The sequence below is a fragment of the Pseudomonas fluorescens HK44 genome (genome assembly GCF_000217955.3).
GTDB classification, from domain to species: Bacteria; Pseudomonadota; Gammaproteobacteria; order Pseudomonadales; family Pseudomonadaceae; genus Aquipseudomonas; species Aquipseudomonas fluorescens_AQ.
The window spans coordinates 857,607-873,007 of sequence record NZ_AFOY02000015.1 but is presented as its reverse complement, the minus strand read 5'-3'; the positions used below and the strand labels follow the sequence as shown (position 1 = coordinate 873,007).

The 15,401-nt window shown below is 59.2% G+C and carries 15 protein-coding genes and 1 pseudogene; 13 read left to right on the top strand and 3 right to left on the bottom strand.

Going from position 1 to position 15,401, the window contains the following annotated elements:
- Positions 1 to 12 precede the first annotated feature (12 nt).
- From HK44_RS16715 to HK44_RS30580, 13 genes and pseudogenes are all read left to right on the top strand, one after another.
- Positions 13 to 891: an SDR family oxidoreductase gene (locus HK44_RS16715; protein ID WP_019690353.1), complete on the top strand. Its 879-nt coding sequence runs from the start codon at positions 13 to 15 to the stop codon at positions 889 to 891.
- Positions 892 to 973: 82 nt separating this feature from the next.
- Positions 974 to 1,759, top strand: coding sequence for an SDR family oxidoreductase (locus HK44_RS16710; protein WP_024265009.1), 786 nt, complete (start codon positions 974 to 976; stop codon positions 1,757 to 1,759).
- Between the two features lie 10 nt (positions 1,760 to 1,769).
- Positions 1,770 to 2,240 (top strand): MaoC family dehydratase, encoded by a 471-nt coding sequence (locus HK44_RS16705; RefSeq protein WP_019690355.1) that lies wholly within the window; start codon positions 1,770 to 1,772, stop codon positions 2,238 to 2,240.
- A gap of 28 nt (positions 2,241 to 2,268) precedes the next feature.
- A complete protein-coding gene (locus HK44_RS16700; RefSeq protein WP_024265008.1) occupies positions 2,269 to 3,471 on the top strand; it encodes an acetyl-CoA C-acyltransferase in 1,203 nt (400 codons plus the stop codon).
- Between the two features lie 208 nt (positions 3,472 to 3,679).
- Entirely contained in the window at positions 3,680 to 4,654 is a 975-nt protein-coding gene (locus tag HK44_RS16695) for a WD40/YVTN/BNR-like repeat-containing protein (RefSeq protein ID WP_019690357.1), read from the top strand.
- 10 nt (positions 4,655 to 4,664) lie between these two features.
- A complete protein-coding gene (locus HK44_RS16690; RefSeq protein ID WP_024265007.1) occupies positions 4,665 to 7,094 on the top strand; it encodes an efflux RND transporter permease subunit in 2,430 nt (809 codons plus the stop codon).
- Between the two features lie 77 nt (positions 7,095 to 7,171).
- Complete coding sequence (locus HK44_RS16685) at positions 7,172 to 8,416, top strand: helix-turn-helix transcriptional regulator (protein WP_020723514.1); 1,245 nt, start codon at positions 7,172 to 7,174, stop codon at positions 8,414 to 8,416.
- A gap of 269 nt (positions 8,417 to 8,685) precedes the next feature.
- Positions 8,686 to 9,453, top strand: a complete 768-nt coding sequence (locus HK44_RS16680; protein ID WP_019690360.1) for an SDR family oxidoreductase — start codon at positions 8,686 to 8,688, stop codon at positions 9,451 to 9,453.
- A 12-nt stretch (positions 9,454 to 9,465) separates the two neighbouring features.
- Entirely contained in the window at positions 9,466 to 10,299 is an 834-nt protein-coding gene (locus HK44_RS16675; RefSeq protein ID WP_019690361.1) for an SDR family NAD(P)-dependent oxidoreductase, read from the top strand.
- 93 nt (positions 10,300 to 10,392) lie between these two features.
- The gene (locus HK44_RS16670) at positions 10,393 to 11,430 is read left to right on the top strand and encodes a Rieske 2Fe-2S domain-containing protein (RefSeq protein WP_019690362.1); all 1,038 of its coding nucleotides are present in this window, start codon (positions 10,393 to 10,395) and stop codon (positions 11,428 to 11,430) included.
- Between the two features lie 24 nt (positions 11,431 to 11,454).
- Positions 11,455 to 12,627, top strand: coding sequence for an MFS transporter (locus tag HK44_RS16665; RefSeq protein ID WP_019690363.1), 1,173 nt, complete (start codon positions 11,455 to 11,457; stop codon positions 12,625 to 12,627).
- Positions 12,628 to 12,662: 35 nt separating this feature from the next.
- Positions 12,663 to 12,818, top strand: a pseudogene (locus HK44_RS16660) (IS5/IS1182 family transposase); the annotation flags it as partial.
- Between the two features lie 130 nt (positions 12,819 to 12,948).
- A complete protein-coding gene (locus tag HK44_RS30580) occupies positions 12,949 to 13,137 on the top strand; it encodes a hypothetical protein (RefSeq protein ID WP_141651750.1) in 189 nt (62 codons plus the stop codon).
- Here HK44_RS30580 and HK44_RS16650 read toward each other — a convergent pair.
- The 3 genes from HK44_RS16650 to HK44_RS16640 all read right to left on the bottom strand — a co-directional run bounded on the left by HK44_RS16650 (position 13,100) and on the right by HK44_RS16640 (position 15,392).
- Positions 13,100 to 14,464 (bottom strand): purine-cytosine permease family protein, encoded by a 1,365-nt coding sequence (locus HK44_RS16650; RefSeq protein ID WP_019690365.1) that lies wholly within the window; start codon positions 14,462 to 14,464, stop codon positions 13,100 to 13,102. The two genes, HK44_RS30580 and HK44_RS16650, sit on opposite strands and share 38 nt — an antisense overlap.
- A 5-nt stretch (positions 14,465 to 14,469) precedes the next feature.
- Positions 14,470 to 15,147, bottom strand: coding sequence for an isochorismatase family cysteine hydrolase (locus HK44_RS16645; protein ID WP_019690366.1), 678 nt, complete (start codon positions 15,145 to 15,147; stop codon positions 14,470 to 14,472).
- Between the two features lie 92 nt (positions 15,148 to 15,239).
- On the bottom strand, positions 15,240 to 15,392 hold the full coding sequence (locus HK44_RS16640; protein WP_019690367.1) for a hypothetical protein: 153 nt from the start codon (positions 15,390 to 15,392) through the stop codon (positions 15,240 to 15,242).
- Positions 15,393 to 15,401: the final 9 nt, after the last annotated feature.

The following is a 15,401-nucleotide window of genomic DNA, read 5'->3' as shown; positions in this document are numbered from 1 at the left end:
AGGAGAATTCATATGGCAATCTGCGAAGGGCGCACGGTCATCATTACCGGCGCGGGTGGCGGTCTGGGTCGCGCTTATGCGCTGGCATTCGCTGCCGAAGGCGCCAATGTGCTGGTCAACGACATCCGCCGTGACGCCGCCGAAGACGTCGCTGGTGAGATTCGCGAGCTGGGCGGCGAGGCGCTGGCCAACTCCGATGACATAACCAGCCTGGTCAGTGCCCAGCGCATTGTCGATGCTGCGCTGCAAGCCTTTGGTGAGGTGCATGTGCTGGTCAATAACGCCGGCATTCTGCGCGACCGGATGTTCATCAGCCTCACAGAAGAGGATTGGGACACGGTGATGCAGGTGCATCTCAAGGGCCACTTCTGCCTGGCGAACATTCTCGGCAAGCGCTGGCGCGATCAGGCCAAGGCCGGTCAGACGGTGGCTGCGCGGATCATCAACACCAGCTCCGGTGCCGGGCTGCAAGGCTCGGTCGGACAATCCAATTACAGCGCGGCCAAGGGCGGTATCGCCGCGTTGACGCTGGTGCAGGCGGCAGAGCTGGCGCGCTATGGCGTCACTGCGAATGCGCTGGCACCGGCGGCCCGTACGTCGATGACCGAAAGCGCCATGCCTGATGTGGTGAAAAAGCCCGAAGACGGTGCCTTCGATGCCTGGGCAGCGGAAAACGTTGCGCCATTGGTGGTGTGGCTGGGCAGCAGCTTGTCCGGCCAGGTGACCGGCCAGGTGATCGAGAGCCAGGGCGGTCGTCTGTCGCTGGGCGATGGCTGGAGAACTGGAGTGACTCGCGACAAGGGTGCGCAGTGGCGTCCCGAAGAGATTGGTGCAGTGCTCGAACAACTGTTGGCCGAGGCCCCCAAGGCGCAAAAAGTCTGGGGCAGCTGACACCCGTCGACTCACTGCAGTCTCGTTCGCCAAAGGGCAGCGAGCCGCAGCAATCACCTTCACCCGAACAGAGAATTCAACCATGAGACAAGCTCCCGCTTATGTGCCGGGTCACCAGTTGCTGGCTGGTAAATCGATTCTGATCACGGCTGCCGCCGGTGCCGGCATCGGTTATGCCGCCGCCAAACGCTGCGCCGAAGAAGGCTGCCGCGCCCTGATGATCTCCGATATTCACCCGCGTCGCCTGGAAGAAGCGGTCGAGCGTCTGAAGCAGGAAACCGGGCTACAGGCGGTCTATGGCCAGCTGTGCAACGTCACGGATGAAACCCAGGTACAGGCGCTGGTCGCCGCTGCCGAAGAGGCTCTGGGTGGCGTCGATGTGCTGATCAACAACGCCGGTCTCGGTGGCCAGGTACGGGTCACTGAAATGACCGACCAGCAGTGGCTGTCGGTGCTCGACATCACCCTGACCGGGACCTTCCGCATGACCCGGGCGATGTTGCCGCACATGGAGCGGCGCGGTGCCGGAGCCATTGTCAACAACGCCTCGGTATTGGGCTGGCGGGCGCAGAAGGAACAGGCTCATTACGCCGCGGCCAAGGCCGGGGTGATGGCGCTGACCCGCTGCAGTGCGCTGGAAGCCGCCGAGAGCGGGGTGCGGATCAATGCCGTGGCGCCGTCGATTGCCTTGCATGACTTCCTGAAGAAGGCCTCCAGCACCGAACTGCTGGAGCAACTGGCCAGTCGCGAAGCTTTTGGCCGGGCGGCGCAAGTCTGGGAAGTGGCGAACGTCATGGTCTTTCTGGCCAGCGACTACGCCTCCTACATGGTCGGTGAAGTGTTGCCGGTCAGTTCGCAACAAGCCTGAGGTCATCCCCATGATCACCGTATTTCGCAGCGCTGAAGCGTTGCTCGGCGCCCAAGGCCTCGACCTGGGTCGCAGCGACTGGTTGTTGCTGACTCAGGAACGCATCGACCTGTTTGCCGAGGCCACGGGTGACCACCAGTGGATTCATGTGGATCCCGAGCGAGCCGCCAGCGGCCCATTCGGTGGCTGCATCGCCCACGGCTACCTGACCCTGGCGCTGGCCAATCTGTTCATGCCGCAGTTGATGCGCATCGACAACCTGAGCATGGGCGTCAATTACGGCAGTGATCGCACGCGCTTCCCGGCGCCGGTCAAGGTCGGCTCGCGAGTGCGCGGGCATGGCCAGGTAGTGACCGTCGAAAACCTCGGCCAATCCTTGCAAGCGACGGTGCGCATCACCGTCGAGATCGAGGGCAGCGAGCGCCCAGGCTGTGTGGTCGACACCATCAGTCGTTACACCTTCAACCCTATTGATAAGTGAGTCTGCCGTGAACATGAACAGCCTGGACATGAATGAAGTGGTGATCGTTTCCACCGCCCGGACCGCCATGAGCAAGTCCTTTCGCGGTGCTTTCAACGACACCGAAGCACCGGTGCTCGGTGGCCATGTGGTACGTGCCGTGGTCGAGCGTGCGGGTATCGAGCCGGGCTCGGTGGAAGACGTGATTATGGGCGCGGCGGCGCAGCAGGGTACCCAGGCCTACAACATCGGCCGGTTGAGTGCCTACACCGCCGGGCTCCCGGACAGCGTGCCGGGAATGGCCCTGGATCGCATGTGTGCCTCGGGCCTGATGAGTATCGGCGTGGCGGCCAAGGGCATCATGACCGGTGAAATGGCGATTGCCGTGGCCGGTGGTGTCGAGTCGTTATCGTTGACCCAGAACAAGTACAAAAACACCTACCGGGCGCAGTCCGAAGCAGTGCTCGAATGCATGCCGACGGCCTACATACCGATGATCGAAACCGCCGAGCTGGTTTCCCGGCGCTATGGCATCTCCCGTGAGGTCCAGGACCAATACGCCCTGCAAAGTCAGCAGCGCACGGCGGCGGCACAGCTCGCAGGCTTGTTCAGCGAAGAAATCGTGCCCTTGGCGGCGCGCAAGCTGTGCTTCGACAAGGAAGGCAAACCCAGCGGCCATGAAGCCGTTATTGCCGAGCGTGACGAGTGCAACCGGCCTTCGACCCGTCTGGAGGATCTCTCGGCGCTCAAGCCGGTGTGGAAGGACGGTCAGTGGGTTGAGCAAGGCGAGTTCATTACTGCCGGCAACGCCTCGCAATTTTCCGACGGCGCTGCCGCGGTGTTGCTGATGAGCCGTGCCGAAGCCAGGCAGCGTGGCATCCAGCCGTTGGGCATCTACCGCGGCATTGCGGTCAGTGGTTGCGCGCCGGATGAAATGGGCATCGGCCCGGCCCTGGCCATTCCCAAGCTGTTGAAGCGTTTTGGCTTGACCGTTTCGGACATCGATCTGTGGGAAATCAACGAAGCCTTTGCCTGCCAGGTGGTGTATTGCCGCGACTTTCTCGAGATCCCCAATGATCGCCTGAACGTCAACGGCGGTGCCATTTCCATTGGTCATCCATTCGGCATGTCCGGTGCACGGATGGTCGGTCACAGCCTGCTGGAAGGCCGTAGGCGCGGCGCCCGCTTCGTCGTCGTGTCGATGTGTATTGGCGGCGGTATGGGCGCGGCGGGGTTATTCGAGCTCTGCTGATAGACGCTGATGCTCCGGGCTAGCCACGCAGGCTACTAGGCCATTTGGACGATGTGGCGAGTCCGGAGCAGTCCGATGATCGACGCCAGCGAAAGCCGATTCGTGCGTTGCGTGCAGGCTACGCAGTAAATAAAAAACAAGAAAAGAACAAGAGGAAAGGCCGCATGAAATTAGTCGAGCACCTGAATCTTGCGCGAGGTACTCGATCATGCGTTCAGTGATCGTGTATCTGGTTTGCCTGATCGTTGCGGCAACCATTGCGTTTACCTTCTCCCCCCATTCGCAGCCGCTGATCACACAAAGCGGGGGGCGCGCGGATCGGATGCAGATCAACGGGCTGCTGAACCTGCCCCATCGGGTCGTCGCCGTTGGCGAACGCGGCAGCATCCTGCTCAGTGACGATCAAGGAGTGTCCTGGCATCAGGCCGCTGTCAGCCCTCAACGAAACCTGTCGCTCACCGCATTGGTCGCATTGTCCGACACACAACTGCTTGCGGTCGGCCATGACGGCTGGATTCTGCGTTCAGACAATGCCGGCTCGGATTGGCAAGAGGTTCGCTACGACAGCGAACTGGCTGAACCGCTTCTGGGCATCTGGGCCGCAGGTGGTAATCAGGTGCTGGCCTTTGGCAGTTTCGGCAAGTTCTATCAATCCGATGATGCCGGTTTGAATTGGCACAAGATGCCCCTTGAGGTCGATAGTGCTCACCTCAACAGCATGGATGGCGGTGCCGATGGGCGACGCATGCTGGTGGGAGAGCGAGGCCTGGTCTTGCGTACCAGAGATGCGGGTCAGCATTGGCAAACCCTGGTGCCTTTTTATAAGGGCTCACTGTTCGGTGTCGTTCGTTTGAGCGCTGATCGTTGGGTGGCCTATGGCATGCGCGGGCATGTGTTTGTCAGCCAGGATTTCGGTCAGAACTGGGAACCGATCAAGGTCGGCAATCAGCTGCCGCTGTATGGGCATGTACTGCTGCCGGACAACGGTGGACTGTTGATTGTTGGGGCCGGTAGCTCACTGGTGCATCTGGACGGCAGTGGTCGGCTGGTTGGCGTCAGTCGTCTGGCCGGATTTGGCACGCTGACTTCGGCAGTGCTGATCAACGCCCACAAGCTGCTGGTTGGCGGTGAGCGCGGTGTATTTCAGAGTTCCGATGGCAGCGTTGCTGCACTTGGCAAGTGAGAGTCAGATCATGAATAAAGTGAAAAACCGGGTGACACGCACGGTCGAGCGATGTGCCGATTTATTGATGGTCTGGCGCAAGTCATTGCTGGTGGTGTTTGTCCTGGTAACACTGGGGTTGGGATACAGCGCCACCCACACCCAGCTGGATCCGGGCTTCAATAAGCAGATTCCGGTGCGTCATGAGTACATGGTCAATTTCCTTAAGTTCAGCCAATACTTCACCGGTGCCAACCGCTTCCTGGTCAGCGTGCGCTGGAAGGGCGAGGGGGATGTCTACAATCGGGAGTTCCTCGACACCTTGAGCAAGGTGACCGACGAAGTCTTCTTCATCTCCGGGGTCAGCCGCTCGAGCGTGACCTCGTTGTTCACCGCCAACGTGCGCTACATCGAAATCACCGAAGACGGATTTTTCGGCGATGTTGTGGTGCCGCCGCGCTTTACCGGCTCTGCCGAGGACCTGGCGCAGGTACGCAACAACGCCGCGCGCTCGGGGCAGGTCGGCCGCCTGGTGGCCAACGACCTGAAGTCGGCGATGGTGCGTGCCGATTTGCAGGACCTGGATCCGCAGACCGGTAAGTCAGTGTCTTATGCTGAAGTCGCTCAGCGTCTGGAAGATATTCGCGCCAAATACAGCAACGACAAGATTGAAATCAACATTGTCGGCTTCGCCAAGCTGGTGGGGGATGTGGTCGAAGGGCTGGGCACGGTGATCGGTTTCTTCGTCGTGGCGTTTCTGATTACCGGACTTTTGCTCTGGCTCTATTCGCGATCCCTGCGCTTGACCGTCGTCGCCCTGTTAGTTGCATTATTGCCGGTGGTCTGGCTGCTCGGGCTGTTGCCGTTGTTTGGGTTGGGCATCGATCCCATGTCGATTCTGGTGCCGTTCCTGATCTTCTCTATCGGGGTTTCCCATGCGGTGCAGATGACCAATGCCTGGAAGCAGGAGGTCATGGCTGGCAACGACTCGGTGCAGGCGGCACGGACCGCATTCTGCAGAATATTCATTCCGGGCTCCCTGGCGCTGTTGATGAATGCCCTGGGCTTTGCGGTGATTATGCTCATCGACATTCCCATCGTGCATGAGCTGGGTGTCACGGCCTGCATCGGTGTGATGCTGATGATCATCACCAACAAATTGATGCTGCCGATCATCATTTCGCACCTGCAGTTGGAGCGTAGTGCACTCAAGCGCGGCCAAAAGTCGGTGCAGGGCCGGCACCAACTGTGGTGGCGGCTGTCGGCCTTGGCCGAACCACGCCCGGCCCTGGCGGTGTTTGCCATCAGCCTTGTGTTGCTGGGGGTTGGCGCTTACAAGGCACGGGATCTGAAGGTGGGGGATATCGGCAGCGGCGCACCGGAACTGCGTGCCGACTCACGCTACAACCAGGACAACCAGAAAATCATTAGCAGCTATTCCATTGGCCTGGATGTGATGTCGGTCTTCGTTCAGGTCAAGGGCATCGAGGAGGCCTGCCTGTCGCCGAAGGTCATGCGCGCGGTCGAAGCTTTCGACTTCCAGATTCGTAGCGTGACCGGTGTGCAGTTTGTTCAGAGTGTGGCGGGGATGAGCAAGATTGTGATTGCCGGCAACAACGAAGGTAATCCGCGCTGGTCCGCCATACCCGGTTCGGCCCGTGGTTTGAGCCAGGGTGCCCGGGCCTATATGCCTGATGACGGTTTGGTGACCGAAGGCTGCCAACAGATGCAGATCCTGGTGTTCCTCACCGATCATGATGGGGCAACGGTGGCGCATGTGGTCAAGGAGGCCAAGCGGATCATCGCTCAGGTTCAGGCGCCGGATGTCCAGTTCCTGCTGGCGGGCGGCAATATCGGGGTGATGGCGGCGTCCAACGATGCGGTCAAACAGGCTGAAATTGTCATGTTGGCAGCGTTGTTCGGCTCCGTTGGTCTGTTTTGCTGGCTGACCTTTGGCTCTTTCCGGGCGGTGCTGTGCATTCTGGTGCCGTTGGCGATTGTGGCGATTCTGTGCAACGCCCTGATGGCCACGCTTGGCATCGGTCTGAAAGTCGCGACGCTGCCAGTGATGGCTCTGGGCGTGGGTGTTGGGGTCGACTACGGGATTTATCTGTACGAGCGGATCCAGCATGAAATGGCTGAAGGGGCAGACTTGCGTAACGCTTTTTACCAGGCGATGTGTCAACGCGGTACGGCGGCAGTCTTTACCGCGCTGACCATGTCCATCGGCGTGTGTACCTGGGCATTTGCCCCCTTGAAGTTTCAAGCCGACATGGGGGTATTGCTGTCGTTCATGTTCTTGGTCAATGTACTGGGGGCGATTTTCCTCTTGCCGGCACTCGCCGCCTGGTTCAACCAGGGACGTCGACTGGTCGTGGACACAACGGTGCGAGCCCAGGCGTCATCGGGTCACTACCCGCTCAAGCACAGTACCGCCGCCAAGGATCGTGGGGGACGCTGAAATACCGGTGGATGAGCCAGCTTCATAAAAATAAAAAGGGCCGGCCAACGCGCCGTGCCCCAAGCGAGGAAAAGGCTGTGGAAAAAGCTATCTTGAACCTTCAGACACTGGCGAGCATGGGCCTGGAATTGGCAGACTATGACCGAACGGTGTCTGACATCTACGATGGCGCGCTCAGCCCCAAGCTGATGGCGCAGACCTTGCGCAATCTGCGCACCCTTTATGATGCCAACTACGTGACCTTGATCCTGCGGGTGCCGGATCAACCCGATATGGGCTTGATGATCGTTGCCGGCGACATGGAAGGTGAAGGCGAAGTCAGCTACCTGGCCTACCCGCAAACCAATACTCCGTTTGCCGGTCAGGCGCTGGATCAGGTGTTCACGGTAGACGATGTGATGAGCGAATCGGAATGGGTTAGCTCGGCTTATTTCAAGGCCTTCTGCGGCCCGCAAGGGGTGTACCACGTGATGGGCGCGGACATCTCCACACCGGATGGCGGCAAGCTTCGTTTTCGTATCACCCGGCCTAAAACCTCGCCAAAATTTTCCGTTGCCGAACGTGCGCTATGCACCATGTTCTTGCCGCACATACGCCGGGCGTTACACGTCCACAATCTGCTTGATCGCAGCGAGTCGATGAGCGAACTGTTCGCTCAGGCCATCAGCCGGTTGTCAGTGGCGACCCTGGTGCTCGACGAAACCGGCCGGGTCTTGCAACTCAACCCGGTCGCCGAGGAGATGCTCGAAAGCGCCGATGGTTTGAAACTGGTGGGCGGGCGTCTGGAAGCGACCTATCCCAGTGACAACCGCGAACTGCAGCGCCTGGTCCGCAATGCCTTTGCCACTGAGGTCAAGGAAGGCGGCACGACAGCTGAAGCAATGTCAGTGACACGGCCTTCCGGACAAGTCAGCCTGGGCTTGGTGGTGGAAGCAATTTCGACCCTGCACTGGGCTGATGGCAAGGGCAAACCGGCGGCGGTGGTGTATATCCGCGACGCGGTGGGCAAATCCATTGCCAGTGAAGTGGTGACCAAGCAGCTGTTCAACCTGACCAAGGCGGAAACCGCACTGGCCATGGAGTTGGCCAATGGATTGTCTCTGGAGGAGGCCGCGGAACAGCTGAATATCCGCCGCAATACCGCTCGCGCCCATTTGCGTTCGATTTTTTCCAAGACCGGTGTACGGCGCCAGACGGAACTGGTACGGATTATTCTCAACAGCGTGGTCGCTCTGGGAAAGCCAAAACCCTCACTGCTCGTCCCTGAGAGGGTGGTTGTCCCTGCACCAAAATTAGCCCGCCCGGCGCTTCGCAGCGCCTGATACAGAACTGTAGGAGCAGAGCTTGCTTGCGATAGCGGTCTGACAGTCGACATCCATGTCGAATGTGAATCCGCGATGGCGGCTCTGCGGTCTCAGGCTCAAACCCTGATGGCATCCCACATTAGATTTTCTTTACGCCAAGCCTTTTTTCCCCACAAGCTCCGGCTGCCGCCTGGCAACCGGAGCGTGTTCGTTTGTAGTCCAAGCGGACGTAGTCGTTGGCCAGCTCGCCTGCCGATACTGGGCCTGAACCCTCAAGGAGAAACCCTATGCCAGTTACAGCCGTCAGTGGTTCCGCTTCTGGAATCGGCGCAGCAGTTTGCGCAACGTTGCGTGCCGCCGGGCACCGCATCATCGGGATCGATCGGGCCAACGCCGAGGTGATTGCCGACCTGTCCTCTTTCGCGGGGCGTCAGGCCGCTATCGCCGCGGTACTTGAACACAGTGACGGGATTCTTGACGGGCTGGTCTGCTGTGCGGGTGTGGGAGTGACCGCGCCGTCGAGTAGCGTCATTCTGGCGGTCAACTATTTTGGGGTGAGTGATTTGCTCGACGGTTTGCTCGATGCCCTCGCGAAGGGCCAGAACCCGGCGGCGCTGGTGATTGGTTCGGTCGCATCGACTCAGCCTGGCGTCGAGCAGCAGCCCATGGTCGCGGCCATGCTCGCAGGCGACGAGGACCTGGCGCTGGAGCTGGCCATTACCCTCGGCCAGCCACACATTGCCTACGCCTGCTCCAAGTACGCAGTCACCTGCAATGCCCGACAAAAGGCCGTGAGCTGGGCCAGCCTGGGAGTGCGCCTGAACGTAGTGGCTCCCGGTGCGGTGCAGACGCCGTTGCATCAGGCATCGCTGGACGATGCGCGCTTCGGCAAGGCCGTTCGCGAGTTCGTCGCACCATTGGGCCGATCGGGCTGCCCGGAAGAAATCGCCAAACTGGTGGCGTTTCTGCAGTCGCCTGACGTCGGCTTTATCCATGGCAGCGTGATGTTCATTGATGGCGGTATGGATGCAATGGTCCGCCCGCAAAAGTTTTGATAAGGAAGAATCATGAATAAGGTGGCATTCATTACTGGCGCCAGTCGTGGCATTGGCCGTGAAACGGCACTGGCGTTCGCCCGTGCCGGTTTCGATGTGGCTATCAGTGCTCGGACCCTGGATGAAGGCGAGAGCCATAACCATGCCTTGCGCAATTCCGATGGCTCGCCATTGTCCGGCAGTCTCAATGGCACTGCTGCGGCGATTCGTGCCCTTGGCCGCAAGGCATTGGTCGTGCCCATGGATTTGCTCGACAGCGCTTCCGTGCTGGGCGCAAGCGCAGCTGTTTTCGCGGAATTTGGCCGTGTCGATGTGTTGGTCAACAATGCTATCTACCAAGGCAGCGACCTCAACCTGCCGTTTATGCAACTGCAGCCTGAAACCCTGGAACGGGTATTTCAGGGCTATGTGATGACGCCTTTTCTACTGACCCGGGCGGTGGTGACAGGGATGGTCGAGCAGGGTGGCGGAGTCGTCATCAATGTAACCTCGGGTGCTGGAGAAACTGACCCGCCCGTGGCCGCGGGCAAGGGCGGCTGGGGCTATGCCTACGGTGCTGGCAAAGCAGCAGTGTCACGCCTCTCGGGAATCCTGGCGGTCGAGCTGGGGGATGCAGGTATTCGTGCCTACACGGTCAATCCGGGCGTGGTCACCACCGACGCGCTCAAGGCCACCATCGGTGATCGTGGTGTGATCGCTCTCCGTGCCGGCTCCGCGCCCCCTGAAGTGCCCGCTGCCGTGATGCTCTGGCTGGCGACGTCCGGGCAGGCCATCGACCATCAGCGTCGAACCATCGCCTGCCAGCCATTTGCGCTTGAGCACGGTATCGTTCCTGATTGGCGATAGGCGCCTAGTCCATGTAGAGGATGAGCGCGCGAGGATGCTCGGTGAAGATGAGTCGGGAAGGTAACAACGGCTCTCTTCTGAGGAATAATAAGAATGACCAAACTCGCGCAAATCAACGTCGAAAATGTACTTGCGCCGCGCTTCGGCCGTGGCTGGCATTGCCTGGGTGAAGCGCAGAACTACCGTGACGGCAAGCTGCACACATTGAATGTATTCGGCGGGCGTCTGCTGGCTTTCGCCACATCAAGCGGCCAGATCAGTGTGATCGATGCACATTGCTCGCACATGGGTGCCGACTTGTCCAAAGGCACCCTGGAAAATGATCGGGTGGTTTGCCCGTTTCACCATTGGCAATACGACGCCAGCGGCCGCTGCGTAGAGATTCCATACTGCAAGCGTATTCCGCCCAAGGCCAGGAACCGCGCATGGCAGACCTGCGAAGTCAATAATCTGCTGTTCGTCTGGAACAACCCCGAAGGCAAGGCGCCCGCCGCCAACGTGATCATCCCTCATCTGCCGGAAATGGACAGTGAGGAGTGGCTGCACTCTTGGCATATGGACCAACTGGTGATCGAGACCAACCCGCGCGAGTTGGTCGACAACCTGGCGGACGCTCAGCATTTCGGACCCGTCCATGGGACGCCGACCAAATATTTCTCCAATATTTTCGAAGGCCATATCGCCCAGCAGATCTTCCATGGCGATTCCGAGCGCCTCGGTGGGGATCTGGTGGCCGAGTCGGCCTACTACGGCCCGGCGACACACTTGACGCGGATGCGGGCGATGTTCGATGGAATGGAAATCCACTCGATCCTGCTCAATTGCCATGTGCCGATCACGGCCAACAGTTTCGAACTTCGTTTTGGCTGCATGGTGAAGAAGGTGCCGGGCTGGACGGATGAGCAAAACGAGGCACTGGCCATCGACTATGTGCTGCGTAACCGCGAGTCCTTCTATCAGGATGTCGATATCTGGACTCACAAAGTGCGGGTCAACAATCCGGTGCTGGCGGAGGGCGATGGCCCGGTTTACCAACTGCGCGAGTGGTATCAACAGTTCTTCACCGATGAAGCGAGCGTTCCGGCGAGCATGGCCGAGCGCCGTGAAATCATCACGGTCGACCAGCGCTGATAGAACCACGGACAGGAGAGGGTAATGACCATCAGTCGCCGCAAAACCTTGACCATCATGTTGGCAGCCAGCCTGGCTTCGACCATCGGCGGTTTGCCCTTCAACACATTACCCATCCTGCTCGGCGCACTGTCTGATAGTTTCGGCTTCGATGCCGGGGAAATCGGCCTGCTCGGTTCCACCTGTTTTACCGGGTACCTGTGCGGCACCCTGGTTGCGGTGGCGTTCATCGATCGTTTGAACTGGCGCTATCTGACCGTTGGCTGTGCGTTTGGCGCGGCGCTGGCCTTGCTGGCGTCCTCTCGCCTGCCCGCAGGGGCACAATTGCCGCTGTGGGCATTGATCGGTTTTTTTGCCGCGCTGATGACCTGCCTTGGGCTGCGCATCATGAGCGAAATGGCGGATAAAGAGCGCGCTTTGGGCATGCGACAGGGCATCGAGCTTGGCCTGGTTGCAGCGGTGCTGTTCGCCTTGCCGTCGTTGGTCGTTGTACGGTTTCACTATGCGGGAGCAGCGCTCTTGCTGGCTGCCATCATTCTGTTTTTGAGTCTGAGCGCACTGGCATTGCCACGGCGCACCGATTTCGCCAGTACGGTCGACGCAATTGACGAGCGTTCCCTTTGCGCCCGTTTCAGTTTTCCGTTACTGGCTTATTCCGCGCTGGCTTTTTTCTTTCTGTTCGGTGCCGGGCAGATTGGTCTTTGGGCGTTTCTGGAACGCCTGGGCCACGGCCTGGCGTTGCAGCCCACCGAGCTGGGCATCGTCTTTGCCGTATTGAAGCTGCTGGGAGGTGTTGCCGCGTTGACGCTGGCCGCCATCGGTGATCGTCTGGAGGCGCGTCTGCCGCATCTGCTGGTGTTGGCAGTGATCAGCCTGGGGCTGATCCTGCTGGGCTGCGCCGAGGGGTTCTTGATGTACGCCCTGGGTGCCTGGATCTGGGAAGTCGGCTTCACCTGGGGCTGCATCTTTCAAACAGCGGCGATTGCCCGCCTGGACCCCAGCGGACGCTCGATCATGCTGATTCCCGCCGCTTTCGCCTTGAGTTCCATGACCGGCCCCGCGCTGGCCGGCACGCTTGTCGGGCAAAGGTTCTCTCCACTGCTATGGCTAGCCTTTGCGACGGCGATACTACCGGTATTGGCCTTTGCCGGATTGCTGGCACGTCGTCTGGAGATCAAGCTACCGGGGTTGGTCTAATTTTCGACTCCTCAGTTGGCGGGAGGATACGCAGAATGATGGGACAGTTATCGAGTGGGCAGGAGCGGCTGTTTTACTCGTTTAACCTTGAAAATCACATCCCGGAAAATCACCTCCCACGTAGCATTGATCGATGTCTCGATCTGAGCGATCTGCACCATTACTTCGACGACTTTTACAGCCCGATAGGGTCCTTGTTCCCCAGGTGTCAGGCTATTTGTCGCAGTGCCTGCTGGAAAAACATGAACTGGCCGGTGGGATTTTGCAGGTCATCAATGCCTATTTGGGTGGTCGTGGTTTATCAGCTTGATCATTCTCAAAATGATCAACGCCTTGGTCGGCTTGCGCATCGATGAATGGATGGAGGACATTGAGATGGACCTGGCGGAGCACAACGAGAGTGCTACGACCATTAATGCGGTTGCTGACAGCACGACGCCGGCCTTGAGCCGGCGTCGTGCTTTTCAGTGTTTTATCGAGGTGCCGGGCTCACCTCCAGCGTGTGTTTAGTCAGTTTCATCAGCCAGTAATAGCTCAGCGCGGGCACCAATAGCCCGACGATCCAGGCCAGGTCCACGCCGTCCAGCGCCGTGGCCACTGGGCCGACGTACAATGTGGTGTTCATGAACGGAATTTCCAGGGCAATCGCCAGCAGGAAACTGCCGCAGGCGATTGTGTTGATGCGCCCGTAGATCCCGTTCAGATCGAAGATGTCGTCGATCTGGTACTGACCTTTGCGCAAGCAGTAGTAGTCCACCAGATTGATCGCCGTCCAGGGAATCAGGAAGTAGCTCATGAAGAAGATGAAGTTGAGGAAGAAGTTGATGAAATTGTCCTGACTGATGGTGCACAACGCCGTGGCCACCAGGCTGATCACCAACATGAACAGGCCGCGCACCCGAGGCGTTACCTTCAGTCGGGCAAAGGGTTCGATCACGGTTATGGTCGACATGAAGGCGCCGTACAGGTTGAAGACGTTGATCGATACCTGACCATAGAGAATGAAGGCGAACAACAGCACCGCGCCGCCGCCGAACAGTCCGGCGACATGGCCACCGACGTTGCTGGAAAAGTCGCCGATACCGACGCTGAGGATTGCGCCGAGAATCATCATCCACACGCCGCCGCTGACCGTGCCGGCGTAGCTGTACCAGAATACTTTGGCAGTTGGGGTGTTGCTTGGCAGGTAGCGCGAATAGTCGGCGACATAGGGCGCATAAGACAGCTGCCAGGTCACGGCAATGCTCACTGCCACCAGAAACTTCGACAACGAGAAGCCAGTTGGCAACCATTGTTCAGCCGGGATCGGCAGCTGCAAAGCAAGCACCGTGGCCGCGAAGAACACCAGTAACGAGAGCAGTGACAAAAGCTTCTGCAAGCGATGGATCAGCCGGTAGCCGTACAGCGCGACCACGAAGCACAACGCCCCGATCAGGTAGATATTGCCAGTCGCCGGCAGAGGGCTGACGGACTCCAGCGCCTGGGCGGCGAGCAAGGTGTTACTGACGAAAAACCCAAGGTAAATCAGCATCACAAACAGCAATGGCAACACCGCCCCCAGCACGCCAAATTGCGCCCGGCTCTGGATCATTTGCGGGATGCCCAGCTTTGGTCCCTGTGCAGAGTGTGAGGCCATGAAAATCGCCCCGAGCAACGAGCCGATCAGGATTGCCAAAGCACTCCAGAAAAGATCAAGCCCCATCACCACCGGCAATATGCCAGAAGCGATGGTGGTGATGTTCATGTTGGCGCCGAACCAGATGAAAAACAGAGAGCCTGGCTGACCATGGCGTTCAGATTCAGGGATGAAATCGATACTTCTTTTTTCGACTTGCATGGCGATTACTCCTGAGTCCCGGTGAGGTGAGTTTGCAAACGGGCGATGGTGCTTTCCAGTTCATGTGGCTGGTGGGCGAACAGGTCCGGATACTCGGGAATCAAACTCACGTAATCGCGTTTTTCCAGGGCGCGCCGGCATTGAGCGCAGGTCAGGATTTCCAGGGAATAAACCCAGTTGGCCATGATCAACAGCGCCGAATAATGGCCCGCGAGAGTGGTCGTGGTGCAGGCATCGCTGACCAGACGAATGTGATAACCCCGCGCGAAGGCATCGAACACGCTGCTGAGCACGCAGACGTCGGTCAGCACGCCGCTGACGATCAGCGTGTCGACTCCCAGCGTTTTGAGTCGGGCATCCAGATCTGTGCTGTGGAAGGCGCTGTAACGGCCCTTGTCCAGCACCTGATCATCTGACTGCGGCGCCAGATGTTCGATGATTTCAACCTGCCGGGTTCCGGCGCGGTAACTGCTCGGTCCACCGTCAGTTGCTCGCGGTTCGCCGCGCGGCATGTCACCGCCGTCGGCTTGATTGATATGGCGGGTATAGATAACAGGCACTCGCTGACGGCGAGCGGTTTCGATCAGTTCGGCAGTATTGGTCACCACCGTGTCGAAGTTTTCCAGGACGAAACCGTCCTCCTGTTGCATGTCGATGATCAACAGCGCGTTTTTATTGTTCATTGGGCAAACCTGATCATGAGCCGAAGCACAATGCACCGCACACGCCGCACGATGGCGCGACGTGGCGTGCGAGGATTTCTGTTCGGGTGGGCTCAGTGAATTATTTGCCAGAAGCCATTCTGCTTGGCTGAAACGCTGGCGCGCAGGCGCTTGAGATGGATATGCGAAGCGGTCCATTCACCGCGCAGGTAAGCCTGCTCGGCGCTGGGGGGAAGGGCGAGTGATTGGAGGTAGCCATTGATCATGGAAATCGA

Excerpts from the sequence above, each read along its gene's own strand:
- HK44_RS16705 (WP_019690355.1), top strand. The coding sequence starts at position 1,770 with ATGATCACCGTATTTCGCAGCGCTGAAGCGTTGCTCGGCGCCCAAGGC.
- HK44_RS16665 (WP_019690363.1), top strand. The coding sequence starts at position 11,455 with ATGACCATCAGTCGCCGCAAAACCTTGACCATCATGTTGGCAGCCAGC.
- HK44_RS16710 (WP_024265009.1), top strand. The coding sequence starts at position 974 with ATGAGACAAGCTCCCGCTTATGTGCCGGGTCACCAGTTGCTGGCTGGT.
- HK44_RS16650 (WP_019690365.1), bottom strand. The coding sequence starts at position 14,464 with ATGCAAGTCGAAAAAAGAAGTATCGATTTCATCCCTGAATCTGAACGC.
- HK44_RS16640 (WP_019690367.1), bottom strand. The coding sequence starts at position 15,392 with ATGATCAATGGCTACCTCCAATCACTCGCCCTTCCCCCCAGCGCCGAG.
- HK44_RS16670 (WP_019690362.1), top strand. The coding sequence starts at position 10,393 with ATGACCAAACTCGCGCAAATCAACGTCGAAAATGTACTTGCGCCGCGC.
- HK44_RS16680 (WP_019690360.1), top strand. The coding sequence starts at position 8,686 with ATGCCAGTTACAGCCGTCAGTGGTTCCGCTTCTGGAATCGGCGCAGCA.
- HK44_RS16715 (WP_019690353.1), top strand. The coding sequence starts at position 13 with ATGGCAATCTGCGAAGGGCGCACGGTCATCATTACCGGCGCGGGTGGC.
- HK44_RS30580 (WP_141651750.1), top strand. The coding sequence starts at position 12,949 with ATGATCAACGCCTTGGTCGGCTTGCGCATCGATGAATGGATGGAGGAC.
- HK44_RS16695 (WP_019690357.1), top strand. The coding sequence starts at position 3,680 with ATGCGTTCAGTGATCGTGTATCTGGTTTGCCTGATCGTTGCGGCAACC.
- HK44_RS16675 (WP_019690361.1), top strand. The coding sequence starts at position 9,466 with ATGAATAAGGTGGCATTCATTACTGGCGCCAGTCGTGGCATTGGCCGT.
- HK44_RS16700 (WP_024265008.1), top strand. The coding sequence starts at position 2,269 with ATGAATGAAGTGGTGATCGTTTCCACCGCCCGGACCGCCATGAGCAAG.
- HK44_RS16690 (WP_024265007.1), top strand. The coding sequence starts at position 4,665 with ATGAATAAAGTGAAAAACCGGGTGACACGCACGGTCGAGCGATGTGCC.
- HK44_RS16645 (WP_019690366.1), bottom strand. The coding sequence starts at position 15,147 with ATGAACAATAAAAACGCGCTGTTGATCATCGACATGCAACAGGAGGAC.